The 26,739-nt window shown below is 41.5% G+C and carries 26 protein-coding genes; 7 read left to right on the forward strand and 19 right to left on the reverse strand.

Annotated features, from left to right (window positions below):
* The first annotated feature begins 76 nt into the window (after positions 1-76).
* Complete coding sequence (locus tag O7C57_RS18625; protein ID WP_269723432.1) at positions 77-1,171, forward strand: hypothetical protein; 1,095 nt, start codon at positions 77-79, stop codon at positions 1,169-1,171.
* Between the two features lie 66 nt (positions 1,172-1,237).
* Here the strand turns inward: O7C57_RS18625 and O7C57_RS18630 are convergent, their stop codons facing one another.
* From O7C57_RS18630 to ppiA, 12 genes are all read right to left on the reverse strand, one after another.
* Positions 1,238-2,458 carry an aspartate aminotransferase family protein gene (locus O7C57_RS18630; RefSeq protein WP_154622467.1) on the reverse strand — a complete coding sequence of 407 codons (1,221 nt, stop codon included), beginning with the start codon at positions 2,456-2,458 and terminating at the stop codon, positions 1,238-1,240.
* Positions 2,459-2,588: 130 nt separating this feature from the next.
* Positions 2,589-3,164 (reverse strand): aminodeoxychorismate synthase component II, encoded by a 576-nt coding sequence (locus O7C57_RS18635; protein ID WP_154622466.1) that lies wholly within the window; start codon positions 3,162-3,164, stop codon positions 2,589-2,591.
* Between the two features lie 325 nt (positions 3,165-3,489).
* Positions 3,490-4,638, reverse strand: coding sequence for an N-acetylglucosamine-6-phosphate deacetylase (nagA, locus tag O7C57_RS18640; protein ID WP_163860552.1), 1,149 nt, complete (start codon positions 4,636-4,638; stop codon positions 3,490-3,492).
* A 44-nt stretch (positions 4,639-4,682) separates the two neighbouring features.
* Positions 4,683-5,537: a tagatose bisphosphate family class II aldolase gene (locus O7C57_RS18645; RefSeq protein ID WP_196713869.1), complete on the reverse strand. Its 855-nt coding sequence runs from the start codon at positions 5,535-5,537 to the stop codon at positions 4,683-4,685.
* A gap of 9 nt (positions 5,538-5,546) precedes the next feature.
* Complete coding sequence (gene agaF, locus O7C57_RS18650) at positions 5,547-5,981, reverse strand: PTS galactosamine/N-acetylgalactosamine transporter subunit IIA (RefSeq protein WP_154622079.1); 435 nt, start codon at positions 5,979-5,981, stop codon at positions 5,547-5,549.
* An 11-nt stretch (positions 5,982-5,992) separates the two neighbouring features.
* Positions 5,993-6,886 carry a PTS system mannose/fructose/sorbose family transporter subunit IID gene (locus O7C57_RS18655; protein ID WP_154622088.1) on the reverse strand — a complete coding sequence of 298 codons (894 nt, stop codon included), beginning with the start codon at positions 6,884-6,886 and terminating at the stop codon, positions 5,993-5,995.
* Complete coding sequence (agaW, locus tag O7C57_RS18660) at positions 6,876-7,658, reverse strand: PTS N-acetylgalactosamine transporter subunit IIC (protein ID WP_154622080.1); 783 nt, start codon at positions 7,656-7,658, stop codon at positions 6,876-6,878. The genes O7C57_RS18655 and agaW overlap by 11 nt, the downstream gene beginning before the upstream one ends.
* 10 nt (positions 7,659-7,668) lie before the next feature.
* Positions 7,669-8,151: a PTS N-acetylgalactosamine transporter subunit IIB gene (gene agaV / locus O7C57_RS18665; RefSeq protein ID WP_154622081.1), complete on the reverse strand. Its 483-nt coding sequence runs from the start codon at positions 8,149-8,151 to the stop codon at positions 7,669-7,671.
* Positions 8,152-8,165: 14 nt separating this feature from the next.
* Positions 8,166-9,320: an SIS domain-containing protein gene (locus O7C57_RS18670; protein WP_269723433.1), complete on the reverse strand. Its 1,155-nt coding sequence runs from the start codon at positions 9,318-9,320 to the stop codon at positions 8,166-8,168.
* Complete coding sequence (locus O7C57_RS18675) at positions 9,317-10,612, reverse strand: D-tagatose-bisphosphate aldolase, class II, non-catalytic subunit (RefSeq protein WP_269723434.1); 1,296 nt, start codon at positions 10,610-10,612, stop codon at positions 9,317-9,319. Before O7C57_RS18675 ends, O7C57_RS18670 begins: the two co-directional genes overlap by 4 nt.
* 70 nt (positions 10,613-10,682) lie before the next feature.
* The gene (gene agaR / locus O7C57_RS18680; RefSeq protein ID WP_154622084.1) at positions 10,683-11,456 is read right to left on the reverse strand and encodes a transcriptional repressor AgaR; all 774 of its coding nucleotides are present in this window, start codon (positions 11,454-11,456) and stop codon (positions 10,683-10,685) included.
* 510 nt (positions 11,457-11,966) lie between these two features.
* Positions 11,967-12,539: a peptidylprolyl isomerase A gene (gene ppiA, locus O7C57_RS18685; RefSeq protein WP_154622085.1), complete on the reverse strand. Its 573-nt coding sequence runs from the start codon at positions 12,537-12,539 to the stop codon at positions 11,967-11,969.
* A gap of 378 nt (positions 12,540-12,917) precedes the next feature.
* On the opposite strand from ppiA, the gene yihA reads away from it, so the two are divergent.
* A complete protein-coding gene (gene yihA / locus O7C57_RS18690; protein ID WP_154622086.1) occupies positions 12,918-13,529 on the forward strand; it encodes a ribosome biogenesis GTP-binding protein YihA/YsxC in 612 nt (203 codons plus the stop codon).
* 532 nt (positions 13,530-14,061) lie between these two features.
* Here the strand turns inward: yihA and O7C57_RS18695 are convergent.
* The gene (locus O7C57_RS18695; RefSeq protein ID WP_249999698.1) at positions 14,062-14,844 is read right to left on the reverse strand and encodes an SDR family oxidoreductase; all 783 of its coding nucleotides are present in this window, start codon (positions 14,842-14,844) and stop codon (positions 14,062-14,064) included.
* Between the two features lie 320 nt (positions 14,845-15,164).
* Here O7C57_RS18695 and tolC point away from each other — a divergent pair, with 320 nt between their 5' ends.
* Complete coding sequence (gene tolC, locus O7C57_RS18700; protein WP_269723435.1) at positions 15,165-16,517, forward strand: outer membrane channel protein TolC; 1,353 nt, start codon at positions 15,165-15,167, stop codon at positions 16,515-16,517.
* A 99-nt stretch (positions 16,518-16,616) separates the two neighbouring features.
* On the forward strand, positions 16,617-16,802 hold the full coding sequence (locus O7C57_RS18705) for a hypothetical protein (protein WP_230085810.1): 186 nt from the start codon (positions 16,617-16,619) through the stop codon (positions 16,800-16,802).
* A 217-nt stretch (positions 16,803-17,019) separates the two neighbouring features.
* On the opposite strand, the gene polA is transcribed toward O7C57_RS18705, so the two are convergent.
* From polA to O7C57_RS18725, 4 genes are all read right to left on the reverse strand, one after another.
* On the reverse strand, positions 17,020-19,809 hold the full coding sequence (gene polA / locus O7C57_RS18710; protein WP_247046719.1) for a DNA polymerase I: 2,790 nt from the start codon (positions 19,807-19,809) through the stop codon (positions 17,020-17,022).
* A gap of 388 nt (positions 19,810-20,197) precedes the next feature.
* Entirely contained in the window at positions 20,198-20,821 is a 624-nt protein-coding gene (gene dsbA, locus O7C57_RS18715; RefSeq protein ID WP_154624382.1) for a thiol:disulfide interchange protein DsbA, read from the reverse strand.
* Between the two features lie 33 nt (positions 20,822-20,854).
* Positions 20,855-21,850, reverse strand: coding sequence for a serine/threonine protein kinase (locus O7C57_RS18720; protein WP_249999695.1), 996 nt, complete (start codon positions 21,848-21,850; stop codon positions 20,855-20,857).
* A 6-nt stretch (positions 21,851-21,856) separates the two neighbouring features.
* Complete coding sequence (locus O7C57_RS18725) at positions 21,857-22,126, reverse strand: YihD family protein (RefSeq protein WP_154624380.1); 270 nt, start codon at positions 22,124-22,126, stop codon at positions 21,857-21,859.
* Positions 22,127-22,341: 215 nt separating this feature from the next.
* Here O7C57_RS18725 and mobA point away from each other — a divergent pair, with 215 nt between their 5' ends.
* Both mobA and mobB read left to right on the forward strand, forming a co-directional pair.
* The gene (gene mobA, locus O7C57_RS18730) at positions 22,342-22,935 is read left to right on the forward strand and encodes a molybdenum cofactor guanylyltransferase MobA (protein ID WP_269723436.1); all 594 of its coding nucleotides are present in this window, start codon (positions 22,342-22,344) and stop codon (positions 22,933-22,935) included.
* Positions 22,932-23,453, forward strand: coding sequence for a molybdopterin-guanine dinucleotide biosynthesis protein MobB (gene mobB, locus O7C57_RS18735; RefSeq protein WP_163860543.1), 522 nt, complete (start codon positions 22,932-22,934; stop codon positions 23,451-23,453). Before mobA ends, mobB begins: the two co-directional genes overlap by 4 nt.
* Positions 23,454-23,570: 117 nt before the next feature.
* Here the strand turns inward: mobB and gorA are convergent, their stop codons facing one another.
* Both gorA and O7C57_RS18745 read right to left on the reverse strand, forming a co-directional pair.
* Positions 23,571-24,923 carry a glutathione-disulfide reductase gene (gorA, locus tag O7C57_RS18740; RefSeq protein WP_154624377.1) on the reverse strand — a complete coding sequence of 451 codons (1,353 nt, stop codon included), beginning with the start codon at positions 24,921-24,923 and terminating at the stop codon, positions 23,571-23,573.
* A 259-nt stretch (positions 24,924-25,182) separates the two neighbouring features.
* Positions 25,183-26,025, reverse strand: coding sequence for a 23S rRNA (adenine(2030)-N(6))-methyltransferase RlmJ (locus tag O7C57_RS18745; RefSeq protein ID WP_154624376.1), 843 nt, complete (start codon positions 26,023-26,025; stop codon positions 25,183-25,185).
* A gap of 234 nt (positions 26,026-26,259) precedes the next feature.
* Here O7C57_RS18745 and O7C57_RS18750 point away from each other — a divergent pair, with 234 nt between their 5' ends.
* Positions 26,260-26,661 (forward strand): DUF1090 domain-containing protein, encoded by a 402-nt coding sequence (locus tag O7C57_RS18750; protein WP_196713878.1) that lies wholly within the window; start codon positions 26,260-26,262, stop codon positions 26,659-26,661.
* Positions 26,662-26,739 lie beyond the last annotated feature (78 nt).

The following is a 26,739-nucleotide window of genomic DNA, read 5'->3' on the forward strand; positions in this document are numbered from 1 at the left end:
ATTTTATATTATTCATATCCACTAAAAAATAAAATCTAGAATAATTAATATACTATTATTTAAAGGTTTTATTAAAATGAAAACAAGTCAACATCACCCATCCGTAAAATATATCAACCAAACAGTAGCGGCTCATGCAGAGATGCTCAAACGTGGCAATCTGACAACTGAAACAATCGCTGAATCATGTCGTATAAAAAGAAATAATCTAGAAGCAAAGTATAAGTTTCTTAACGAAATACATAGCACTAAGCCAACCTCAATCACCTTATCGACACCCGTAAAATACGATGATAACGCATGTCAGATACAGCAAACTAAAATCGATGCGGCAATCAATACCGCCAATATTCTCAATAAGAGCCAGCTCCCTTCTTTACCCTCATTATCGTTACCCTTTTCCTATTCATTAAAACCAAGCATGTCAAAAAATACGATTAAAACAAATGAGCGTCATATCTGTGATAACCAATCAACCTCCCCATTAAATGTGAAGAGACCGACGTCTGAATGTCATCTTCAACAAAAACTTGAGCAGTTGAAATCTAAATGTCATCACGTGTTAGATAAATTAGAGGCTAATCGCTATTCTGCTGAATCTCTAAAAGATCGCTCAATGCTCTACCTGAAAAAATCAGAACTCAATGCAAGCCTTATTAGTACAAACTATTCAGAACTGGATTTAGTTTGGTATATGGATAAAAAAGAACAAACTCAATCCGAGAAAGACACCATTATTAAACACTTCACTCAACCGAAACCAATTTCATATCAAAAAGTAAGTCGCATTCCTCTCAAAATAGCCACCACGACTAAGGAACTCAATCCACCGAAAAAGGAACAGTCAATTCATCAGACCGCTCATGTCATCTCTTCTCATTCTCAAGGCACTGGACGCGTCATTATAAATGGGCAAGTTAAAAGAGGTCTGACTGGAATAGCATTATCCCCTTGCGTTTCTGAGACTCACAACAAGGCAGATCCCCAACAAATACAAAATAAGGGAAACCGCATTAATCACACAAAAAATATAAGCACGCAAAGTTCTCGTAAAATAAAAAAAACGATTACTCCAAATAATGCTCAAAATGCTCCTGTTATTATTCGAAAAACATTTGCGACATTAGAGGAACAGCAGGCGTCAGTAGAAAGGTTATACAAAAAAAGATAATGATCTAATCTACTCATCAATGGTTAAAAACTCAAAGAGGTTAATACCTCTTTGAGTAAAAGACATTTATTTATTTTTTAATACGTTTTCAATCACTGTTTCTAATTTTTTCATACCACTATTAATTTCTTCCTCAGAAATAATTAATGATGGAGTAAAGCGTAATACATTTGGCCCAGCATTGAGCATCATTAATCCCTCAATGGCACACGCCTGTAAAATCTCTTTCGAACGATGATTGAGTTGGTTTTTCAATTCTGCACCAATTAATAACCCTTTCCCTCTGATCTCAGCAAAAATATCATATTTTTCATTGAGCTTATTTAAGTGGGAAACAAATAGCTCATGTCGCTTGATGACACCATCCAGCACTTTTGGTGTATTGATAATATCAAACGCCGCATTACCGACAGCACAAGCTAACGGATTTCCACCATAAGTCGTACCGTGTGTACCAAGCCCCATTTCTTGCGCTATTTCATGGGTAGTCAGCATCGCACTAATAGGAAAACCGCCACCAAGAGCTTTCGCAGTGGTCAGAATATCGGGCGCCACACCATAATCCATATAAGAGAATAACTTACCAGTACGCCCCATACCACTTTGCACTTCATCAAAGACCAATAGAGCCTTATTATCATCGCATAACTGACGCACGCCTTGTATAAACGCTTGCGTTGCAGCAGTGACGCCCCCTTCCCCTTGTACAGGTTCCAATACGACCGCACATGTATTTTCATCAATGACCGCTTTGACCGCATCAAGGTCATTAAATGGCACATGAATAATATCAGCGGGTTTTGGTCCAAAGCCATCCGCATATTTGGCTTGCCCTCCAACTGATACGGTAAAAAAGGTACGACCATGAAAGGCTTGCTTAAAAGCGATGATCTTCGTTTTATATGGATTGTATTTAGTGATAGCGTAATGACGCGCTAATTTAAATGCGGCTTCATTGGCTTCAGCACCAGAGTTTGCAAAAAAGACACGTTCAGCAAAAGTGGCTTCAATTAGCTTTTGAGCCAATCTTAGCGCAGGCTCATTGGTAAAAATATTACTCACATGCCACAGCTTTTCGCTCTGTTCACGAACTGCATCAACTAAAGCAGGATGGCAATGACCGAGTGCTAACACCGCAATCCCACCAGCAAAGTCGATATACTCTTTACCTTGCTGGTCCCAAACTCGGCTACCTTCCCCACGAACAGGAATGAATTCTGCCGGAGAATAAATAGGTAACATCACCTCATCATAGGTCTGCCGATTTACTGCTTGTTGTTCTTTCATACCCCTCACCTGCTTTTGCTTAGTGCTTAAGTGAAAATATAAGCAATAAATATGAATAAAAAATCACAAAAGAGCAATAGCTAAGCGAGTGATGAAGTGAATTTTATTTTTTTGTTGAAATAAGCAAAATCTAGTATTTTAGGAAATTATTCAGTAGATCATGACCTTGCTCACTCAAAATACTTTCTGGGTGAAACTGAACACCTTCGATTGGTAGGGTTTTATGACGTATTCCCATAATTTCATCCACATCACCGTTATTCAGTGACCATGCGGACACATCAAAAGATGCTGGCAATGTTTCCGCGGCGATGACGAGGGAATGATAACGAGTTACCGTAAGCGGCCTATTTAACCCTTTAAAAACCCCTTGATGATTATGATGAATAGCAGAAGTCTTGCCGTGCATCACTTCTCTTGCTTTCACAACCGTGGCTCCAAAGGCTTGACCGATCGCTTGATGACCAAGGCAAATCCCTAAAATTGGAATTTTACCTGCAAAATATTTAATGGCTTCAAGAGAGATCCCTGCCTCATCAGGCGTGCAAGGTCCTGGTGAGATCACTAGGTGTGTAGGCGCTAATAATTCTATCTCTTCGATAGAAATTTCATCATTACGTTTAACGAGTACTTCTGCGCCTAATTCGCAAAAGTATTGATATAAGTTATAAGTAAATGAATCGTAATTATCAATAAGTAAAAGCATAGTAGCCTATCCGACTGATTTTTATCATTATATATTATATCCCCAGCATAGTTTACTACCATTAGCAATCAGAATACGAGCTAAAAAGCAGTGAAAAATAATAAGGGGCGGGTATCATAACACAGCCGAGGCAGGAAAATAGCCTATTTAAATCAAGTAATCCAATTTATCTAAACCATTTTCCATATAAAAATCATGGGATTATATTTACATACTGATAACAAATTATTCTTAATTAATAAAATAATAATTCTTAACTCTACAAGCATTCATTCGATTAAACGATTTCAGCTTTAGGGTATGACATCACATACCCTAAATCAGTTTATCGCTGAAAAACCAACTTACCCTGCACAAAAGTAGCCTGTATTTCTCCTGCGGTATCACAGAGTGTTAAATTCGCTTGCTTACCAGGCGCGATGGAACCCAAACGGTCAGCAATCCCTAACGCTTTTGCCGGATATAAACTGCCATGTAGCCATGCTTGTGCGAAAGATATATTGCAAGCTTGCTGTAGCGTGCTCACTCCCCGTTCTAAGGTCAAGGTACTCCCCGCGAGACTACCGCTTTCTGTTCGAACGACACCATTTTTCATCTGAACCGTCATTTCACCGAGAGAGTATTCACCATCTGGCATGCCGGCCGCACGCATTGCATCTGTAATCAACAACAAACGTTCCCCACAACAGCGGTAAACCACGTTGATTGCAGCTGGATGCACATGGTGACCATCACAGATTAATTCCACCTGACATTGGTCGTGAGTTAATGCAGCACCAACCATACCCGGCTCACGGTGGTGTAGACCATTCATTCCGTTGTAGCAATGGACAACCCCATCCGCACCTTGATTTAACCCTTGTTGCGTTAATGCATAATCTGCACTTGAATGACCAATCATGACACGCACTCCCTGTGACTTTAACCAAGGTATTAGCTCAAGTGACGTTGGATGCTCAGGGGCTAGCGCCACACATTTTAAACTACCTTCTGCAACCGCTATCCATCGCTGTAATAACGCTTTTTCCGGTTGATGTAATAAATGTTGTGGATGAGCCCCTTTATGTTGTGCCGTAAAAAATGGCCCTTCAAGATAGCTCCCTAAAATTTCGGCACCATCCACACCTTGTTTTTGGCTGTTTTTAACTTGAACCAATGCTCGTTCAATAGCGTTATGATGAGCAGTAACTGTTGTTGCCAAAAACGCACCAACACCTTTTGATGCTAAGAAACGAGAGATATTATTGAGTGATTCATGGGTCGCATCCATCACATCAGCACCCGCGCTTCCGTGAATATGGGTATCAATAAGTGCAGGTAATAATGTGAATGGCGACGGCTGTTCCGCAGACTGCGTATTCGGGATCACACGCTGGATACCCCCATGATCATCCAATATGACTAAAACATTATCCGCCCACCCCGAAGGCAATAATGCCCTACGAACATATATCTGCTTATTTGATTTAATCATCTTACATCCTATCAATGCCTCTTGTATGTATAAGTGAGTGCCACTTACATCATACCGGCACTCCCACAAATCGTAATTTTACTTTCAACAACTTTGCGCATGGCCTCTTTACCCGGTGTGATATATTTGCGAGGGTCGTTAGCATCTGGATGCTCGGCAAAATGCGCTTTGACAGCATCAGCAAAAGCAATTTTTAAATCTGTTGCCACGTTGACTTTACACACACCAAGCGAAATAGCCCGTTTAATCATGTTTTCAGGGATCCCTGAAGCCCCATGTAATACCAGAGGAATATCAACCTGCTGCTTAATCGCTGCTAGGCGCTCAAAATCAAGGTGAGGTTCGCCATGGTACAAACCATGCGCTGACCCTATCGCGACGGCTAAGGAATCAATGCCTGTCCGCGTGATATACTCTTTTGCTGCCATCGGATCAGTATAGAAGCTATCTTTACTGTCGACGACCAAATCATCTTCTTGCCCACCTAATCGTCCTAGCTCAGCTTCAACGCTAACATCATAGTTTTGACAATACCTCACCACTTTCTTGACCGTTTCGATGTTTTGCTCAAAAGCAAAGTGAGAACCATCAATCATCACAGAACGAATGCCTGCTCTGACTTTATGGCAAATATCGTCATACTCTTCATGATGATCAAGATGCAACGCAATAGGTAGACGATTCACCCGTGCCGCTTCACGACAAATTGAGACCATGTATTCCAAACCCGCATAAGTAAAAGTGCTTGGTGTGCCGGCAAGAATAACAGGGGATGACATCGCTGCTGCCGTTTCAACAACAACTTGAACCGTTTCTAGGTTATGGACATTAAAAGCCGGTACCGCATAACCACGGTATTGTGCTTTTTTCAGCATTTCACGGTTAGAAATTAAATACATATACTCTCCTTAAATGCCATCATCATTCACAACAGCGTCTTTTTCACGTTGTTGCTCATGCCACAAACTGGTTAAACCGCGGTGCCCACATTCCAATGCCATATCTCGAAATTCGGAGACTGACATACCGTCGCGCTCTAGCATCATTTCTGCTGCCATTTGCATATTGGTTCCGGTGATAACTTGATAATTTTCATTTTCTAGCGCCATCAATGACGCCTGCCGAAATGGAGATCCCCCTAATAAGTCAGTGAGAAAAACAACCCCCTCCCCTCGGTCACATTGCTGGCTCGCCTTTTTTAAGGCCTGCTGGAGCGTGTCGGTACACATACCTTCAGGAAAATCGATAGCAACACATTGTTCTTGCGGGCCTATCACCTGTTGTACTGCTTGTAATAGGCCACTCGCAAATCCCCCATGACCTGTAATCACTACACCTAACATTTGCCAACCCCTTATAAGAATCCAACTAATTTACCAAGCACGCCAAATACCACAGTGACACCAATGAGTTTCACGGGTGAAAAGCCCTTTTTCATTAGCCAGTAGACAAGCAATGTAAAACTGAGAGGCAATAAATTTGGCATCAGTTTGTCTAATACGTCTGTTTGTAGCGCCACTTTAGCTTCGCCGGCCGTCATGACTAACGGTGTAGAGAGATGCACATAAGAAGCCACGAGGGCACCGATCACCGTCATCCCAACAATGGAAGCTGCATGAGAAATATTCTTTGTGTGTGCTTTTAGCATGGCTATCGCTTTTGTTCCTGCTCGATAGCCGTAATGAGCCAATCCAAAACGTAACGCAAAATGCACGATGTTAAACATCAGCAGGAAAATGATGGGACCAAATAAACTTCCTTGCAGAGCGAGTGAGGCGCCAATACCGGCACAAATGGGCAATAACGTCAGCCAGAACAGCGCATCCCCAATGCCACCTAACGGCCCCATTAACGCTATTTTCACAGCGCGAATCGTCGAGATTTTCTCTTTACTGCGCTCCATCGCCAGCACTAAACCCGATAAAAATGTCACATCAAACGGGTGCACGTTGATAAATTCCATGTGCATTTTCATCGAATTCGATAAGTCTTCCGGCTTTTTATGAATTTTACGTAGTGCTGGGATCAGCGTATAAAGCCAGCCGCCCGCTTGCATACGTTCATAGTTAAAAGAAGCCTGTAGTAGTAATGAGCGCAGCGCCATAACGTTAATATCACGGTTAGTGAGCCCTGTTGCAGGTTCGCTATCAAGGTAATCATCACGCTCTACCTGACTCGTTGCCATCGCTTGAGCCATTCGTTGCTCCGCTTTTGCTGCCAGAGCTTCATCATTGTCATTAAATGCCATCATTCATCTCCTGAGCAACTTTCGGTGAGCTGCCGTTATCATTGTTGTCATTGCGAGTACGGTTGAAGAAATCAATCAGTGCGATTGCGAATGCCCCCAGCGCGACCGCGATAATAGGCATGTTTAAGAATGTCACTGAAATAAAACCAAGAATAAAATAGGCAACATAGGTCTTTTTCATCATGATTTTCATCAGTAATGAGAAACCAATCGCTGGCATCATTCCACCGGCTACGGCTAACCCATCCAAAAGCCATTGCGGCGCTTTTTGTACCATGGCACTTGCGGCATCAGCACCAAAGTAAATGGGTAAGAAAGCAACAATAAAGTAGAAAGAAAATAGAATAAGGATCCCAAAATAGTTCACCATCTCAATACCGCGCCAATTGAGCTTTTTCACCATTTCGTCGCATTTATGCATCATAGGCGAATAAAGTGTGAACAACAGTGTGATACAACCTTGTACGGCGATAGAAAATGGAACCGCAATACCGATAGCAACTTTAGGATCCGCCTGTGTCATGATGGCAAATGTTGTTCCAATAATGCCGCCAATAACGACGTTAGGTGGTTGAGCCCCAGCAAGTGGCACCATTCCCATCCAAACCAATTCCAATGTTCCGCCGACTAATAATCCAGTTTGAACATCTCCTAAAATCAATCCAACAATGGGGCCAATCACCACGGGTCGATGAAAGTGCGTCAAGCCATTAAATAAATCGACCCCAGCAATCCCCGCAATTAAAGCGATAAGTAGTGCGTCAGCCAGCATACTGACCTCCTTAGCTAATTAGCTTAGAGACGGCTTCACCCGCCTCATCCGGTACACGACGAATTTCACAAGTGATCCCTAATTTTTCTAATTCGCGAAAGGCATGAATATCGCTATCATCCACAGAGACCGTTTTATGAATTTGTTTTTTACCTTCAATGAAATGCATATTGCCAACATTGACAAATTTGATAGGAACACCGCCCTGAACTAGGGTGAGTACATCTTGAGGAGTTTTACAAACGATGAAAATCTTTTGACGATCCGCGGCCTTATGGATCACATCTATGGTTTTTTGCAGGGTAAAATAACGGGTTTGCACACCATCAGAAACCACCATGTCCATTAAAGATTGGGCGACAGGATCGACAGCGGCTTCATCATTTGCAACAACCACCAAATTGGCGCCAAGCGAATTCGTCCATGTCACACCAACTTGGCCATGAATCAAACGATTATCGATACGAGTCATCAATATATTTGGGGTAGACATACTCACTCCTATTATTATTTTGTTGATTTGTATGGGTATAGCTGAACACCTTTAACAACACGATTCACTTCACCAGTCGGGCAAGGGTTATCCGGTGATAAACCATGATGAAGAGAGGCTTCAAATGCCAAAAGTTGCAAAAAGACAAGGTAAGGAAATATCAACCAAATATCATTCAGTTGGCTATCAAGCTCGACGGCCTGTACTAAAGGCTGACTGCTCAGTGCCACAATATTCTTTGCTCGTTGGTCATGTTTCAGCTCATTTAGCAAATCTATATCATAGCGGCGGCAATACTCTTCAGCCGATAACATCACTATTACCAATGTTTCTTTATCAATCATAAATTTAGGACCATGGCGTACCCCCAATGTTGAGTCAAAGCGTGTTGCCACTTTCCCTGACGTTAGCTCTAACATTTTCAACGCCCCTTCTTCGGCTATGCCCGTAAAGCAACTTGAGCCAAGCACAACCAGACGACTAAAACTATCCTCTGTTATGCTTTGAATCATCGGTAACCATTGTGAAAGGCCTGTTTCTGCCAATGTGGCAATCTCTTCAACATGGTGAAGTGATTGTGTGAAGTCTTGAACACCAAAGAGTAATAAGGTTGCTAATGTCATACAGCTAAAGCTTGAGGTCATGGCAAAACTGCTGTCATGAGAGCCATCCGGCATGATTAAAGAACAAACATGCTTTTTCCCTTCCGCATAACGTGCTAGCGCGCCGTCGGGATTACAGGTCAACATCAAGTGATAGACATCGTCGAGTAGCTGATCGGCCAGTTCGATGACACCCACACTTTCAGGGCTATTACCCGAACGCGCATAAGAAACTAATAATGTCGGTTTATGTTTATCAAGGTAGTGCCAAGGGGTTGGGACGATATCGGTAGAGGCATATGCATGTACGTCTAACCCACAGTATTCGCGTAGCCAAGGTGCCATTGCTTTCCCTGCAAAAGCCGATGATCCTGCACCGCATAACACAATTTGTAAGTCTGGCTTGGCGAATAATTTGGCCAAAAAAGGCTGCCATTGTGCTGATTTTGCTGCCAACTCTCGATACAGTTCACGCCACAGTCGAGGCTGGTGTGTAATTTCTTGCGCGGTAAACAGAGCGCCATGCTGTTCTAACCAAGATGGTGAATATGACAATATGGTTTTCATGCCATCACTCCTTGTGATTGAGGCTCACACGCCTGTGCATATTGAAGGAGCACCCCTCGAACTTTATCCATAACCCAAGCTTTTGGGTCATTCTCTAAATCGCCGACTTTAACGGCTTCTGCCTGTTCAGGTAGGTATTGGCTTAACATTGAAATAGGAACGGGATTGCGCCTTAAATTGTCTAATAATTTAGCGACCGCGGTTTCCACTTCAGGTTCTGCCCAGTAATAACGAATACGGTCACTTAGGCTATATTGTCTGTCGATGTACTGCTGGTGAGCACTACCTTTGTAATAAGGGCGCCAACGCTCTGGCTGCTCATTCATAATTTGTTCGAGAGTGGCGTGTAAATGAGCGGCATCACGTTCACCATTCCATTCACGATCTAATTTATCGAGTGCAAATAATCCTTCACGCAGAGCAAACGTTAATGCCGGTCCGACTTTTAAGATTGCAAAGTGATCACGCACTAACTGACGATAAGCCTTTAATGCTTGGTAATCGGTAGAGTGGGCTTCATAAACGATATGAGGAACTGATTCGATAAATTGGCTAAGTGCCTTCGCTTTTTCGGGGTGATAATGTTCAACATTGTGATGGTCAAATTCGACGCCAGGTTGTACAACCAATGCAATCACTCGCGGCCACACATGAGCTAACCCATGCTCTTGCCACTTATTTTCATGGATAGACAATGTCGCTTTAGCCGCTTCAGGCGATGTCACCTGCAAGCCATCCATCGATTCTTTAGCACCGCCCGGTACAGGAACCTCTGTACCAATAACATAAACAGGCGCTTCACCACCATGATCTTGCCAGCTACGTTCCGCCACTTGGCATAGTCTTGCCGCACGAGAAGCGACCACTTCATCACTCAAAGGGATGGGATCATCCGCACAAGACATTGAGCAATCAAGGTGAATTTTACGAAAACCTGCCGCAACATAATCATAAATTAGCGTTTCTGAAAGTTGCATCGCCTCATCAGCACACCGATTTTGCCATGCATTTGGACCTAAATGATCGCCACCTAACCATACTCTCTCACGCGGGAATGCTAATTGATCCGCAATGTGCCAAACCATTTCACGAAAATCGCTAGGCAACATGCCAGTATAGCCACCAAACTGGTTAACTTGATTAGACGTTGCTTCAATTAACACGGAAGTATTTCGCTGTTTAGCAAAACGAATCGCACTTTCTAATACCCATGGATGTGCGGAACAGACAGAGTAAACCCCAACGTCCTCGCCCGATTTATGGCGATGGATCAGCTGTAATAGCGGCTGCATAATTTCTCCAAATAACTCAGATATGATTAAAAACGTTGCGTTTTTAATTAAGAATTAAAATAGATATGCCTTATTCATCAACAACAATGACTTCTACACCAAATGCCGTCAAAGCTTGGCGATAATGAAGTGGAATGCGGCTATCAGTAATAAGACGATGGATCAGTCTAGCTTCGCGTATTAAACAAAAACTCTTACGTCCAAATTTAGTTCCATCTGCCACGGCAATAATTTGATGAGCAACATCACACATCACACGGTTTAGATGTGCTTCTCCGCTATTCGGCGTCGTGATCCCTGCTTCAAGATCAAAGCCATCCACGCCAAGAAACAAAGTATCAAAACGATATTGCGATAACTGCTGTTCAGCAGCTGGCCCATAAAGAGAATAAGAATTTTTGCGCACGTGTCCGCCAAGAACCATAACATCTACGCTGTCGAAACCGGCCAGTTCGTATGCGATATTGAGAGCATTAGTCATCACGACTAAATCACGGTGCTGTTTTAGAAAAGGAACAATTTCGGCTGTGGTTGAACCTGAATCAATGATGAGAGAATCCCCATCATGAACAAACTCCGCCGCTTTTTTAGCGATACGAGTTTTAATTTCACGGTCCATGCGCCCCTTGACCTGTAACGGTCTATCGAAAGCAAATTTATGATTGACCATTGCTCCACCATAAGAGCGCAAGGCACACCCTTTTTTTTCCAGATAACGTAAATCATTACGAATAGTGACGCTAGAAACATTAAATTGTTTGCTTAACGCATCGACACGTACACTCCCTTCTTGGCACAACATATCCATGATGCATTCACGCCTTTTTACGGTATCTGTACTCATGCATATCACTCCTAAAAAACAGTACCTTGTTATCACGATTGACCATGCTAACAACATAGATGAATTACAGCAGAGTGAGCTAATCGAAAATGTGATCCTTGTTAAAGTTCATTTTTAGAACAAAAAACCACTAAAAACCTTTCGTTTCCATTCAAATCGAAAGACTGACCTTTCAATTGATTAATTTACTTTTCAACGAAAATGCCTAATAGAGGCCAATATTTAGGTTAGTGAATGTATTAACAACGAAACGCCCCGAAAGAACGTCAAACAAACCGTTTTCAAATCACGCAGTGATTAAGGTCACAAAATTGAATTTAGTTGCAATAGCTGGCGGGCTGATAAGCAGAAAAACATGGCGAAGGGAAAGGGAGAAAAACAATCAATCCTCATGGATTGGCAATGTCTCTGTGAATACATCACTCAATCAATGTCACGCATCGTAATCTCATTTGATATATTGGAAAGAATATAAGTGGGTAAATACTCACGACCTACCCACCCTATCCATTATGGCTTTTTGATCACTTCAGCAGAAATGATAGAGATTGGCTCAACGGGCACATTTTGGTATGGGCCAACGTTTTCGGTTTTCACTTTAGAAATTTTATCAACCACATCCATTCCTTTAACAACCTTACCAAAAACGGCATAACCAAAGTCACGCTGGCCATGGTCTAAGAAGGCATTATCAGCAACGTTGATAAAAAACTGGCTGGTCGCACTGTCTTTATTCGCTGTACGAGCCATCGAAATCGTTCCACGCAAATTACGTAGACCGTTGTCTGCTTCATTTTTAATGGGGCCACGTGTCTGCTTTTGCTGAAGATCTTTGTTAAAACCGCCGCCTTGAATCATAAAACCAGGAATAACACGGTGGAACGTGGTCCCGTTGTAATAACCTTCATTCACATATTGAAGGAAGTTTTCAGTGGTTACGGGTGCTTTTTTATCATTCAGTTCTAATTCAATGTTTCCCGCGGAAGTCACTAATTTGACATAGGTTTCACCCGCAGCTAATGCCAGAGAAGACGCGCTGATAGCACAGACCGCGAGTAAAGGCACAAAAATTCGTTTTAACATTCAAGATCCCTTTCGCTATAGCTTAATGACTTAATTATACTCTAAATAATTCAAGGTACAGCTAATACACCAAAAAATTGATGGCTAGACGTATAAGTGTGAGCCTGAAAGCATCATCAGCAATGCTGTAAACTTGGACTATGATGAGTGTAATTCACCAATTCTAGAGCGAAGCTAAATATATTGCTAAAGATTTACCTTTATTTACGTCAGATAATCTACAAACTCTCGACAATAGTTAAATTACTACAAATATGAGATAAAAATAGCAAATTTAAACGCATATCATCAATTGTATAGATTAATTTTGGCTTTGTTTGTCAGCCTTCAATAGCTATAATCCCTCAGCCTCAAAGGTCAACTCAGGGAGAACCACCTATGACAATCAAAAACCATAACTATCACATGACAAAATTTGTCATCAGTGCGCCCGATATCCGTCATCTACCAAAAGATACCGGTATCGAAGTTGCCTTTGCTGGCCGCTCCAATGCAGGAAAATCTAGCGCATTGAACGCGCTGACACAGCAAAAAAGCTTAGCCCGTACCAGTAAAACACCGGGACGCACTCAATTAATCAATCTATTTGAAGTCGAAGAAGGCATTCGTCTTGTTGACTTACCGGGCTACGGTTATGCCGAAGTGCCTGAAGAGATGAAGCGCAAGTGGCAAAAAGCACTCGGCGAATATCTGCAAAAAAGAGAATGCATTAAAGGCTTGGTGGTATTGATGGACATTCGCCACCCCCTGAAAGACCTAGATATGCAAATGATTGAGTGGTCTATCGCGATGGAAATTCCTGTTTTAGTGCTCCTCACGAAAGCTGATAAACTCGCGTCTGGTGCACGGAAAAAACAATTAATGGAAGTTCGTCAAACATTACAACCATTAGGGGGTGATGTGGAAGTCGAATATTTTTCCGCACTGAAAAAGATTGGTATTGATAAATTACGTATCAAACTCGATAGCTGGTACAGCACACCCGTTTAATCCATTTCCATCCTTGTGCGTCAATCGGCGCACAACGGCAAATATCATCAATTAGCTCAAATTTTGAATAAAAAAATGCTCCAGTCAAAATATTGACTGGAGCAGCTAATATTCAGCTAAATCCGATTACGTGAAGTAAAAGGTCTGAAAGATAGAACATCTTACCTCTGTACCCTACGCCGTATACTCTACTTGATTTTTTGCGCAAAAAAAAGCTTTTATGTAATTTTTTTTCAATGCTTACTACGATTCAGCGAATATAAAACCGCAATATGCGTTAAAAAACGTATTTTTATTACATATTTATGAGAGATAGGTCGCATTAATATGTAATGTAAATTTTTATTCCACTCAGCTAAAACACGTAGTTTTGCACAAATAACACACAAAAAAGGGAGTTCTCCGCCAAATAAAAACAGCAGGAAAAACCCAAAAAGATAAAGGATGTTTTATGGCATGACACTTTCAAATTGCGCAAAAGAAAACAGAGCAAACATCATCGGTGTCGAGCATCGAGCGAGATCAGGTTCACCTACAAAACAGTTTCAGGCAGTAATGCCCCACCATCAACGACAATCGTCTGTCCCGTAATATAGCCTGCGGCTTGCGAGGCTAAAAATACCATCGCAGCAGCAATATCCTCTGGTTCACCTAAACGGCCGAGAGGCACTGCCCTAGCTATATTTTGATTAAGTTGGTCATCCCCTAAATTGGCCATGGCAGGTGTACGGATCATTCCCGGTTCAACGCCATTTACCGTGATCCCAAAAGGCGCTAACTCCAATGCAGCTGACTTAATAAAACCATTAACCCCCGCTTTAGAGGCCGCATAATGCGTAAGTCCTGGATAAGCAACTCTAGGGCCAGTGACAGATGAGGTGATTAAAATACGTCCACCGCCCTGCCTTTGCATAATCGGTTGAGCCGCTTGAGCCAAATAAAAAGGCGCCATTAAATTAACACTGAGTGTCTGTTGTAATAACGCCTCATCTATTTGCATAAATTCTGTTAGCGGAAAATAGGCGGCATTGTGTACCACAACATCTAATCGATGATATTGGCACTCTATTTTGGCTATCAAAGCGGTGATTTGTTGCCGCTGTGCACAGTCACAACCTTCCGCTTGAACGTTAAACCCTTTTGCGACCAATGAAGCTGCGGCTGCTTGCGCCTTTTGTAACTGCAAATCAGCCATCATCACGCAAGCCCCTAATTGAGCAAAGGCTTCAACAATCGCTAAACCAATACCTTGAGCTCCACCAGTAACTAGCACGACCTGCCCTTGAAATGCAGTTGGAGAAAATAAGCGTTCCATGATTCATCCTTTAGCTCTGAAATAAGCCTGTCGCCATAAAAGATATTAGATTACATAAACGCTATATTGAGGGAAAAAAATGGACTGTGACAATCGTTCTTAGGTAGTAAATGCACATTATATTTGATAGTAAAATAATCTCATTTTGTACACTAACTTAATTAAGTTGGCTCACATAGTAAAACAGATACATTAAATTAAATTTTTAAATGTGATTTTTTATATTTACATTTTAATAGCTGATCTATAATTTAATTAAAATTTCTTTCTGACATCTCATTTAGACGAAACTGTAAAAAACGCATTAGGAATTAATACCAATGAATAAAATAATTAAATTATTTATTTTAATAAGCTCAATAATTATAGGTTTTAATTGTAACGCAGAGGATTTATTGGATATTTATAAAATAACGAAAGATAACAACCCCACATTAAAAAAAACAGAAAGTGAGCGTTATCAAGCCTATAAAAAAATAGATGAAGAGCGTAGCTCATTACTACCTCAATTAAAATTAAACGCGAATTCAAGCTATAAAAACAAGGATGAAACAGATAATAATAAAAATATTAAAAACTCCGCATTATCCCTACAAATGACACAAGCTATAATCGATAGTTCCCAGTGGAAATCACTATCTATTCAAGAAAAACAGGCCGCTATTTCAGATATTAACTATCAAATAAGCCAGCAAGATCTTCTTTTAGAAACGGCTATCTCTTACTTTAATATCTTAAAGTCTATTGATGCCCTCACTTACATAAAAGCCCATAAACTCGCGGTTTATCATCAGTTAGATCAAACCACACAACGCTTTAATGTAGGGCTAACGACCATCACTGACGTGCAAAATGCGAGAGCTAATTATGACAGCATCATTGCTCAAGAGGTTATAGGTTACAACGAATTGAAGAACTCAGTTGAAATATTAAGAAAAATTAGTGGCGTTCGATATACTCAATTAGCAAAACTCAATATTAATAAGTTACAACTCGCCAAACCCGATAATATCACCTTTCTACCTGAAAATGCTCGAATGAAAAACCTTAGCTTATTAAAATCTCGCCTGATACAAGAAATATCAAATGATAAGATATCCCTCGCCAAAAGCGGGCATTTACCTATAGTCACTTTAGAAGCTTCTACAGCCATCAATAACACTCGGCTAGACAAGAATAATATCGAAAACCAACATCGAATACATAACCATTCAGGGAAAAATAATGCAGCCCTCTCGTTAAATTTACCAATCTATCAAGGAAATACGGTTAATTCCCAAGTTAAGCAAGCTCAGTATGGTTTTCAGGCAGCAACAGAGCAGCTTGAAAGTGATTATCGCAACGTCACCCAGCAAGTTAGCTCTTCATACAATAATATATTGTCGTCGATAAGTAGTATTAAAGCCTATAAGCAACTAATCATTTCGACACAAAGCTCATTAGATGCCACAGAAGCGGGTTATCAAGTAGGAACGCGCACTATTGTCGATATGCTATCTGCCACTTCCGCCCTCTATCAGTCAAAAAAAAATTTATCGAATGCCCAATATGATTATTTAACCAACCAATTAAAAATGGAATATTTACAAGGCTCCTTAAACGAAAATAGCATTCAGCGTATCAATAAAATGCTAGGCAATGAAATATCCATTGATGAACCAACAAGGCAATAATTTATTTTAATTAAAACTTAATAAATTTCATTTTTATCACTCATCACGCTCTATGCCATTATTGCTTTTAAAGTCAAAATGAGCTCAAGGAAATCAACAGTGAAAGTAAATGAAATGTATTGCATTAAAAATGGAGAAGCGTTAATCATTTCGCCTTCACCACAAAAACGGAAAATAACCATTCCAAAATTAATGGCATCGAGTCGAGGGCAAAAAACAAAAGCTCATCACCGTCTAGATATTAATGGAAAGCAAGTTGCAATTGCTGAAGTTGATACTCGTTAGAATCAATATGGGGTTACTGCCATCAGTATATCATCTTGGTCTGAAATGATTGAGCCTAATACCCAAATGCAAATCATGGCTAATGAGAAAACATCCAAACATTCGTCTGTACTTAGTTATGTATTAGTATTAATAGAATAATATATAATTTCACAATAGATAATATAACTAAATAAAACTGAGTCGAATTAAGCATTCGACTCAGTTCAGACTCTCACTAGTGGGCTTCATCCCAGTTATCGCCAATACCGACATCAACCTTCAACGGTACATCAAGTTGCATACTTTGTTCCATCAACTCACGTATTTTGGCGGTCACACTATCAAGCGCTGACTCTTTGACTTCAAAAACCAATTCATCATGTACTTGCATGAGCATGTCAGCATGTGGTTTTTCGGTCTGTAACCAAGCATCCACCGCGATCATCGCTTTCTTGATGATATCGGCTGCCGTTCCTTGCATAGGTGCGTTGATCGCCTCACGTTCAGCCGCTTTTCGGCGCATACCATTGCTTGATTTAATATCCGCAAGATACAGACGACGTCCTTCTAGAGTTTCAACATAGCCTTGTTCAGAGGCTTGATGGCGTGTATTTTCCATATAACGCAACACGCCTGGGTAACGCTCAAAATAGAGGTCCATATAGCGTTGCGCTTCACCACGAGGGATCCCCAATTGGCGCGCTAATCCAAATGCGCTCATGCCATAAATCAAACCAAAGTTAATTGCTTTTGCGCTACGACGCTGATCACTCGTCACTTCATCCAAAGGCACACCAAATACTTCAGATGCCGTTGCACGGTGAATATCCTTACCTTCCGCAAATGCAGTTAACAACCCCTTATCTTGTGATAAGTGAGCCATAATTCGTAATTCGATTTGCGAATAGTCCGCCGCCACAACCTTATAGCCCTGACGTGCAATGAAAGCCTGTCGAATACGACGGCCTTCTTCCGTTCTAACAGGGATATTTTGCAAGTTAGGGTCACGAGACGATAAACGCCCTGTCGCTGTCACCGCTTGGTGATACGAGGTGTGTACCCGTTGAGTTTGCGGGCTGATCATCAACGGCAACTTATCTGTATAGGTTGACTTCAGTTTTGCAAGACTCCGATGTTCAAGTAACAACTTAGGCAATGCGTGATTCAGTGCTAACTCTTCAAGGACTTCTTCATTGGTGGAAGGTGCACCGCTTGGCGTTTTCTTCACAACAGGCAATTGCAGTTTCTCAAAGAGAATCGCTTGTAGTTGTTTTGGTGACGCAAGATTGAACTCTTCACCCGCAAGCTCAAAAGCCTCTTTCTCCAATTCCGCCAAACGTGCAGTGATCTCTTTCGATTGAGCCGCTAGCACCGCCGCATCGATTAATACCCCTTTACGCTCCATTCTGACAAGAACAGGCACTAAAGGCATTTCGATTTCACGGAAAACTTTATTCAACTTAGGCTCAGCTTCTAGCTGTGGATACAGAGCTTGATGGAGTAGCAAAGTCACATCGGCATCTTCTGCTGCGTAATTCGCCGCTTGTTCCAACGCAATTTGATTGAATGTCAGTTGCTTTTTGCCCTTTCCAGCGATTTCTTCGAAAGAGACGGTTTTATGGTTAAGATGGCGTTCCGCGAGGCTATCCATATCATGGCGCCCCATGCCCGCAACGCTGTTGAGTACATACGACTCCAACATCGTGTCGAATTCAATACCTTTAAGCTCAATATCGTAATTGAGTAACACCTCAGCGTCATATTTTAAGTTTTGCCCTACTTTCAAGATTTTTTCACTTTCCAGTATCGGCTTTAATACAGCCAAAACATCATTTAATGGCAGTTGAGCTGGTGCATCGAGATAATCATGACCTAAGGGTAGATAAGCCGCATAACCAGGTTCAATCGCAAAGGACATGCCGACTAAGTGAGCTTCTTGAGTATCTAAACTGTCGGTTTCAGTATCAAAAGCAAATAGAGATGCTGACGCTAATTTTTCTACCCAACGATCTAAATCTGCTTTTTCTAAGATCGTTTGGTAATTTTCCGCACTCAGTGTCGGAGCAGACATGACAGCTTCAATTTTCTTTTCTGTTTTACTTGCTGCTGCACTACTCTTCGCGCTTTTCCCCTCCATCCAAGTGCCATTTTCGACATCGGCTAACCAACGTTTAAATTCATAGCGGCTAAACAATTGATGAAGTTTTTCTGCATTTGGTTTGGTAATGGCAAGCTCTTCACAGCTTTTGTCTAACTCAACATCCGTTTTAATGGTTGCAAGTTGATAAGAGAGGAATGCAACTTCTCGATTTTCTTCCATTTTAGGGGCAAGTGTTTTTGAGCCTCTAAATCCAAGCGCCGCAATCTCATCTAAAGAATCATAAATCTTCTCTAAACTGCCGATCCCCTGTAATAAGGCAAGCGCTGTTTTTTCGCCAACCCCCGGAACCCCTGGGATGTTATCAGAAGAATCCCCCATTAAAGCCAAAAAGTCGATAATCAATTCAGGTGGTACACCATATTTATCAACCACTTCCTGTGGCCCTAATATCGTATTGGTCATGGTATTGATCAGCGTAATATTGGGTTCAACCAACTGCGCCATATCTTTATCACCAGTACTGATCAAGACAGGGATCCCTTTTTGACTCGCTTGTCTTGCAAGAGTACCAATCACGTCATCAGCTTCTACCCCAGAAACCACCAATAATGGTAACCCCATTGCTTCTACCATTTCGTGCAGTGGTGCTATTTGCTCACGCAAATCATCCGGCATGGGAGGACGGTGTGATTTATAACTTTCAAACAGTTCATCACGAAATGTTTTTCCCTTGGCATCAAAGACGACAGCCACATGGCTTGGCTGATATTGCATAATCAAGCTACGCAACATATTGAGCACACCATACATGGCGCCTGTCGGTTCGCCTGCACTGTTAGTCAGAGGTGGAAATGCATGATAAGCGCGGTATAGGTAAGATGAGCCATCTACCAATATAAGAGGATTTTCTGCTATCTGAGCCATAATCTGTCATCATCTTTTTGTCAGGAATGAATAATGAATAGGATGCCACAATGTGGGCTTAGATACACGTTGAGTTTCAATTTCACCGACGATCCTTGCGACAATGTTGCCATTACGATGACAGGAATTGAGTGATTATTTTCCCTTTATCGACGATGAAACCTAACAAAATAACCTGTGGATAACTCTGTGGGCAAAATAATGTTATGCCTTAGATTCAATAACTAAGAAAAGATCAAGTAGTTAAACAAGAAAATGAAATCAATAAGTTAGAGCAAAGTCCATTGATCTAGCGCAAAAATAGTGTATGCGAGACATTGTGGATATTGATAACGGTGCGTAAAGAATCGTGAAATGTGGCGGCAAGTCCCGCCGCCACAAGGATAGGCTATTTTTTGTTGATCAAATAGTTCACAACATTGGAGAACTCTTTTCCATAATCAGCCGCATTCTCTACCGCAATCCCGTTATTGCGGATTTGATATTTGCCATCAACAAACATCGCTGGGACTCCACGTAGCTTCAGATCTTGCGCAGCATTCTGCTGTTTAGACACCAGTGATTTGACGACAAAGCTGTTCAACGCAGCATCATATTCTTCACCACTCACACCAGCCTTAATGAAGGCGTTACGAATATCTTCTGGTGTATGAATAGATTGCGTTTTTTGGATACCTTCGAACAGAATAGGTGTCACTTTGTCTTCAACTTTTAATACCATCGCCACAGCCCAAGCTTGGGTCAGATTTGGACCTAACGGGCCTAAGAAATCAACATGATAGCGTTCCATTTTCACGCCTTCAGGCAGATTTTTTTCTACTGTCTGCGGTACTTTATAGACATTTTCAAACTGATAGCAATGTGGGCAATAAAAAGAGAAAAACTCTAATACCTGTGGCAGGTTTTGTACGGGTTGTTTGATCTCCGTATATTCTTTACCTTCAGAGTAATTTGCGGCAGCAGCCCCAAATGACATGGCAATACCAATTAAAGCCAACATGATTCTTTTCATATACTACGTTCTCCAAAAATAGTATTTATTTAATTAAAATTGAGAGTTCAACTGCAAAGGGGCTTCTTGCAATCGTTCAACTTGCAAAGCAAATTCGATTGATTGTTTTTGCCAGAAATCATCATCTTGTAACCATGAAAACGCCTTTGGAAAAGCAGGATCTTGCCAGCGACGAATGATCCATCCCAAATAATGCACCATTCGCATCGCTCTGAGTGGCTCGATCAATTTCAGCTCTTTGACATCAAAATCACAAAATTCATTATAGGCTTCCAGTAGCGTGTCCAACTGAATTAACTGTTCCTGACGAGAGCCATTTAACAGCATCCATAAGTCTTGCACCGCAGGGCCATTACGCGCATCATCAAAATCCACCAGCCAAGCCTCATCACGCCACAAAATATTGCCGGGGTGGCAATCCCCCTGTAAGCGTATTGCTGCCAATTCCGTTGGCCAAAGCCGTTTCGTCTGCTCTATCAATCTGTCGAGTGATTCAATGAATGCCGGTTTCCATCTTGGTGAAATCAATTCACTCTGAGCCATGATGTGCCTAGGTTGCTCGAGATACTCGGCAATGCCTAATGTAGGACGAAACGTGAAGTTGTTTTTCTTGCCCACTTGGTGGATCCGGCCTAATAAGCGTCCAACATCTTCAAGCTGAAATAAGTTATCAGTTTCATATTGACGCCCACCAATACTTGGAAAAACAGCAAACATGAAACCACCGAATTCCAATACGGTTTGCCCTGAAAATTCGATGGGAGCAGCAACAGCTAATTCAGCCTCTTGTAATTCAAGCGTAAAATCATGCTCTTCTTGAATTTGTGAGCGGTTCCAACGTTCTGGTCGATAAAACTTCACCACAAACCGTTTACGGTTTTCGTCCTGAAACTGGTAAACCCGATTTTCATAGCTATTAAGCTCAGTCAGGCCTGATTCAGGGTAGATACCCGCTTCCATGAGTGCATCAAGGATCAGGTCAGGAGAGATGCCACTAAAATGAAAATGAGAATGTTCAATATTATTCATGACGAATTAATCTTTTATGATACCACGAGCCCGCAGTAACGCGGTTTTGAAGTCTTCTTCATAATCTTTTTTCAAACCAGGTATAGCTTCATCACTGCTTTTATCACGCATTTTCAGATGATATATCAGCACATCATCCGTGAGGTCAGATAAAGGGCCTTTAAAACCCGCCTCATCTGCAAGTTTTTGCAGTAATTCCACTAAGTTCAGATCTGAATTGTCCTTCCATACAGGATGTAGAAGCTCAATAACTTCATTTAAACGATGGCATTTCATGTTTATTCCTTCATCACGAATATTGGGGCCAAATTACTTGCTATCATACAAGAGAAAAAGCGAATGGATGTCAATCTAAGTAAAGTTTAACTTTAATTCGCATGTACATTCGTTGATTTTATAGGAAAATGGAATAAATTTTAGCGAATACTATAACGAAATTTACTTTCATCTGTGTTGAAACCTTTTATTGAAGATAGTCAGGAAAATTGAATATGTTAGATAAGCAATCAATAACCGGTGTGATACTCGCTGGTGGGCTAGGCCGCCGTATGGGGGGGGTCGATAAAGGTTTAATATCACTTCGCGGTAAACCGCTTTATCAACATATTCTTGAACGCCTTCAGCCTCAGGTCGGAAAACTGGCGATCAATGCGAATCGTAACCAAGAATGCTACCAACAAAGTGGTTTTCCTGTTATTTCTGATCTCAATGCGGATTTCGCCGGACCATTAGCTGGCATGCAGGCTGGATTACATCATGCGACAACAGAATGGTTATTATTTGTTCCTTGTGATGTTCCTGATTTTCCGCTCACACTAGCTTCAACCCTGTTTCAATCAAAAGGCGATAGCCTCGCTTGTTATGCTAATGATACAGTACGTGATCATCCGACTTTTGCCTTACTCCATCGTTCTTTAGCACCTTCGTTGGATGAATATCTCGCAAAAGGGGAACGAAAATTAATGTTATTTATGCGGGAAGTTGCAGCAAAATGTGTAATTTTCCCTCCACAATCGGGCTCTTTTGCTAATTTAAACACACCAGAAGATAGCCACAACTGGGAACAGCAACAAAAAGAATCATGAACCAAAAATCTCTACCTCTACTGGGTATCACGGCCTACAGTGGTACTGGCAAAACAACGCTATTAAAAAAAGTGATCCCATTACTACGGCAACGTCACCTCCGTGTCGGCTTAGTCAAGCACACGCATCACGATATGGATGTTGATAAACCGGGTAAAGACAGTTATGAATTGCGTAAAGCAGGTGCCGACCAAACACTCGTCGCCAGCCAAAAACGTTGGGCGCTCATGACGGAAACGCCAGATAATGAAGAAGAATTAGACCTACATTACCTCGCGAGCCGTTTTGATCCACACTCACTGGATCTCATTTTAGTGGAAGGTTTTAAGCATGAGGCGATCAATAAGATCGCTCTGTTTAGAGCTGAGGTGGGTAAACCCCTCGATGGCTTAATTGATCAACATGTGATTGCTGTAGCAAGTAATCAAATTATTGATACTGTCTTACCGCAACTGGATATTAACAATCCTGAACAGATCGCTGACTACATTGTTTCTTGGTGGCAAAAAAGCCAATAAATTTAAGCGTATTATTAAAATAATATGCTTAATGTCTTATCAGCATGAACCATTAAATAACAAAGGCTGAACCTACACGTTCAGCCTTATCTCGTTGAATGACCTAAAACGGATGTTTTAACGCATTGTCACGAACTCTTCCGCCGCTGTTGGGTGGATAGCCACAGTATTATCGAAATCTTTCTTGGTTGCCCCCATCTTCAGCGCAACAGCGAATCCTTGCAAGATTTCATCCATACCAAATCCAATACCATGAATACCAACAATTTTTTCATCCGCCCCTGCACAAACTAATTTCATGCGGCATGGCTGACGATGGGAAGTCACTGCTGTATACATAGCGGTAAAGGACGACTTATAACATTTGACCTGATCAGCACCGTATTTCTCAATAGCTTCAGGCTCCGTTAAACCAACGGTTCCAATAGGTGGATGGCTAAATACAACGGTTGGAATATTACTATAGTCTAAATGCTCATCAGGTTTGTTATTAAACAAACGTTCTGAAAGGCGACGACCCGCGGCAACCGCGACTGGCGTTAATTCAACCGCGCCCGTGTTATCACCTACGGCATACACGCCAGCAACATTGGTATTTTGATATTTATCGACTTTGATGTAGCCTTTTTCATTCAGCTCAACACCTGTCGCTTCAATATTCAAGTTATCTGTCATTGGTTCACGCCCAATAGCCCAGATCAAGGCATCAACAGTGTGTTGTTTGCCATTTTCGAGTTTCAACGTCAGTGAGCCATCTGCATTTTTCACAACTTCTTTTGGCACTGACTCTGTATGCAAAGTGGGGCCTTCGGTATTCATGACTTCAACTAAAGTTTCAACGATCAGCGGGTCGAATGAGCGTAATGGAGCGTGTTTACGCACAAACAAGTGTGCTTCGCTACCAAGACCATTTAATACCCCAGCTAACTCAACCGCGATATAGCCCGCACCAACAACAGCAACACGTTTTGGCAACGCTTCTAACTCAAAGAAGCCATCTGAAGTCATGCCATATTCAGCACCAGGGATGGCAGGGATCACTGGACGACCACCTGTTGCAATCAAAATATGGTCTGCTGTATAAATTTCACCATCGACTTCAACGGTATGTGCGTCAACAAAACGAGCAAATCCCTTGATCACATCAACCTTATTATTGCCTAACACACGATCATAAGACTGGTGGATACGATCAATATAAGCAGTACGACTTGCAATTAATGTTTTCCAATCAAAACGATTAATTGTGGTGTCAAAACCATAGTCAGGGCCGTAAGCACGGATAGCTTCAGAAATTTGTGCGGCATGCCACATCACTTTTTTTGGAACACATCCTACGTTTACACAGGTTCCACCTAATTCTTTCGCTTCGATCAGGGCACACTTTTGTCCATACATCGCTGCACGGTTCATAGAAGCAATGCCGCCACTACCACCACCAATTGCAATATAGTCGTAATGTTTGCTCATAACTTGGTTATCCCATTTTGATTAATTAAAAAGCTATACTCGTTGACTTCTTCAAGTAGCAGCGCTACACGCTAAGATCGGCTATTGACGCCTAATGGCACTCATCACACAACTGACCCTATGCTTAGCCACTTGTTCACTGATCACCTAGCTACACGTCGAATTATTTAGCGTAAAACATGTCCGATTATGCTAATTATCCCTCTAAGTACAATAGTTTCAATAGGTAGGTATTACCTCTCAATGTAATAGCTTTTACCTATTCTGGTACGATCCATTCGACCAATGTATGCCCAGTTCCCTCTGGAACAAGTGTTTGATGCAACCAAGGCAGCACTTTTTTCATCTGCTGTTCTAGCTTCCAAGGGGGATTGATCACAATCATACCTGACGCGGTCATGCCTCGTTGATCGCTATCAGGACGCACCGCTAATTCAATTTGTAGAATTTTACGGATCCCAGTCGCCTCTAATTGGCTGATCATTCTTTTGATCTGTTGACGCAATACAACGGGATACCATATCGCATAAGTCCCCGTCGCAAAACGTTTATAGCCCTCAACAATGCCCTTCACTACCGCTTCATAATCTGATTTCAACTCATAGGGTGGATCCATCAACATAAATCCACGGCGGCTCGGAGGTGGCAATTTTGCTTTTAATTGCTGATAACCATCTTCTTTCGAGACTTGGGCACGATTGTCACGAGAAAACTCTGCACGCAATAAGGGATAATCTGTAGGGTGTAATTCAGTCAGTACGAGTTTGTCTTGCTCACGTAATAAGTATTTCGCTAATAGCGGTGAGCCGGGATAATAACGTAGTCGCCCATTGTCATTCATGCGACGCACGATATTCATATAAGGGAGTAATTCCTCTGGTAGGTCTGGTTGTTCCCAAATACGTGCGATCCCTTGCAGATACTCACCTGTTTTCTCTGCATGTTCTCCCGTCAATTGATAACGGCCAGCCCCTGAATGAGTATCCACATACAGGAAAGGTTTTTCTTTCTCTTTAAGAGATTCAATAATGAGGCTTTGAACAGTGTGCTTTAACACATCCGCATGATTGCCTGCGTGAAAACTATGGCGGTAACTTAGCATGACACTCTTATTTCCTGAGGACATTCAACACTAGCCACGTATGGCTACTATCAAATAGATTCTTTAAAGACAGCCTGTTGAATAAAAATAGACCGAATGATTTGTTCTGATTCTGCACCATTATAGCCAACTTTTTATCAAATTAGCACCATTCCTATTTTGACAAAATAGTGATGACGTCAATACAATAAAAAGCTATCCTAACTAAAATTTCAATATAATTAAGGACAGAAAATGCGTAAAACACTCATGACCACAATGACTACGGTATTAATTTTAGCAGGGACATCCGCAATGGCCGCGAGTCCAAATAATGGCTGCCAAATTAAAAAGCAGAAGATTGAAACGCAAATCGAATATGCTAAAAAGCACGGTAACACACATCGTATAGCTGGGCTACAAAGAGCGCTTGATAATGTTAATACCTACTGTACTCCTGAATCACTTTACCGTGATAGCCAAAAAAATGTCGCGGAAAAACAAGAAAAAGTGCAAGAAAGGGAAGCTGAATTACTCGAAGAAAAACAAAAAGGCGATAGCGGTAAAATTGCCAAACGCGAGCGTAAATTAAAAGAAGCTCAAGAAGAGCTAAAAGAAGCACAAGCGGAATTAGAAACCTATAAAACAGGTTTATAATACTGTGTAATCCTCTCATATTCTTTGTCTAATTGCGCCTTATTTTACAACAATATGACTCCCCTTAATGCCTACTTA

It is taken from the genome of Providencia sp. 21OH12SH02B-Prov (assembly GCF_027362595.1).
In the GTDB taxonomy this organism is placed as follows: domain Bacteria; phylum Pseudomonadota; class Gammaproteobacteria; order Enterobacterales; family Enterobacteriaceae; genus Providencia; species Providencia zhejiangensis.

What these genes read in the sequence shown, in the direction of transcription:
- agaF (WP_154622079.1), bottom strand. Translation starts at nt 5,981, where the DNA reads ATGTTAGGTGTAGTGATTACAGGTCATGGGGGATTTGCGAGTGGCCTA.
- O7C57_RS18675 (WP_269723434.1), bottom strand. Translation starts at nt 10,612, where the DNA reads ATGCAGCCGCTATTACAGCTGATCCATCGCCATAAATCGGGCGAGGAC.
- O7C57_RS18725 (WP_154624380.1), bottom strand. Translation starts at nt 22,126, where the DNA reads ATGAAATGCCATCGTTTAAATGAAGTTATTGAGCTTCTACATCCTGTA.
- polA (WP_247046719.1), bottom strand. Translation starts at nt 19,809, where the DNA reads ATGGCTCAGATAGCAGAAAATCCTCTTATATTGGTAGATGGCTCATCT.
- mobA (WP_269723436.1), top strand. Translation starts at nt 22,342, where the DNA reads ATGTTAGATAAGCAATCAATAACCGGTGTGATACTCGCTGGTGGGCTA.
- O7C57_RS18720 (WP_249999695.1), bottom strand. Translation starts at nt 21,850, where the DNA reads ATGAATAATATTGAACATTCTCATTTTCATTTTAGTGGCATCTCTCCT.
- nagA (WP_163860552.1), bottom strand. Translation starts at nt 4,638, where the DNA reads ATGATTAAATCAAATAAGCAGATATATGTTCGTAGGGCATTATTGCCT.
- O7C57_RS18630 (WP_154622467.1), bottom strand. Translation starts at nt 2,458, where the DNA reads ATGAAAGAACAACAAGCAGTAAATCGGCAGACCTATGATGAGGTGATG.
- O7C57_RS18645 (WP_196713869.1), bottom strand. Translation starts at nt 5,537, where the DNA reads ATGTATTTAATTTCTAACCGTGAAATGCTGAAAAAAGCACAATACCGT.
- O7C57_RS18635 (WP_154622466.1), bottom strand. Translation starts at nt 3,164, where the DNA reads ATGCTTTTACTTATTGATAATTACGATTCATTTACTTATAACTTATAT.
- O7C57_RS18695 (WP_249999698.1), bottom strand. Translation starts at nt 14,844, where the DNA reads ATGGAACGCTTATTTTCTCCAACTGCATTTCAAGGGCAGGTCGTGCTA.
- ppiA (WP_154622085.1), bottom strand. Translation starts at nt 12,539, where the DNA reads ATGTTAAAACGAATTTTTGTGCCTTTACTCGCGGTCTGTGCTATCAGC.
- tolC (WP_269723435.1), top strand. Translation starts at nt 15,165, where the DNA reads ATGAATAAAATAATTAAATTATTTATTTTAATAAGCTCAATAATTATA.
- yihA (WP_154622086.1), top strand. Translation starts at nt 12,918, where the DNA reads ATGACAATCAAAAACCATAACTATCACATGACAAAATTTGTCATCAGT.
- gorA (WP_154624377.1), bottom strand. Translation starts at nt 24,923, where the DNA reads ATGAGCAAACATTACGACTATATTGCAATTGGTGGTGGTAGTGGCGGC.
- agaW (WP_154622080.1), bottom strand. Translation starts at nt 7,658, where the DNA reads ATGCTGGCTGACGCACTACTTATCGCTTTAATTGCGGGGATTGCTGGG.
- mobB (WP_163860543.1), top strand. Translation starts at nt 22,932, where the DNA reads ATGAACCAAAAATCTCTACCTCTACTGGGTATCACGGCCTACAGTGGT.
- O7C57_RS18750 (WP_196713878.1), top strand. Translation starts at nt 26,260, where the DNA reads ATGCGTAAAACACTCATGACCACAATGACTACGGTATTAATTTTAGCA.
- O7C57_RS18655 (WP_154622088.1), bottom strand. Translation starts at nt 6,886, where the DNA reads ATGGCATTTAATGACAATGATGAAGCTCTGGCAGCAAAAGCGGAGCAA.
- agaV (WP_154622081.1), bottom strand. Translation starts at nt 8,151, where the DNA reads ATGTCTACCCCAAATATATTGATGACTCGTATCGATAATCGTTTGATT.
- agaR (WP_154622084.1), bottom strand. Translation starts at nt 11,456, where the DNA reads ATGAGTACAGATACCGTAAAAAGGCGTGAATGCATCATGGATATGTTG.
- O7C57_RS18625 (WP_269723432.1), top strand. Translation starts at nt 77, where the DNA reads ATGAAAACAAGTCAACATCACCCATCCGTAAAATATATCAACCAAACA.
- O7C57_RS18745 (WP_154624376.1), bottom strand. Translation starts at nt 26,025, where the DNA reads ATGCTAAGTTACCGCCATAGTTTTCACGCAGGCAATCATGCGGATGTG.
- dsbA (WP_154624382.1), bottom strand. Translation starts at nt 20,821, where the DNA reads ATGAAAAGAATCATGTTGGCTTTAATTGGTATTGCCATGTCATTTGGG.
- O7C57_RS18670 (WP_269723433.1), bottom strand. Translation starts at nt 9,320, where the DNA reads ATGAAAACCATATTGTCATATTCACCATCTTGGTTAGAACAGCATGGC.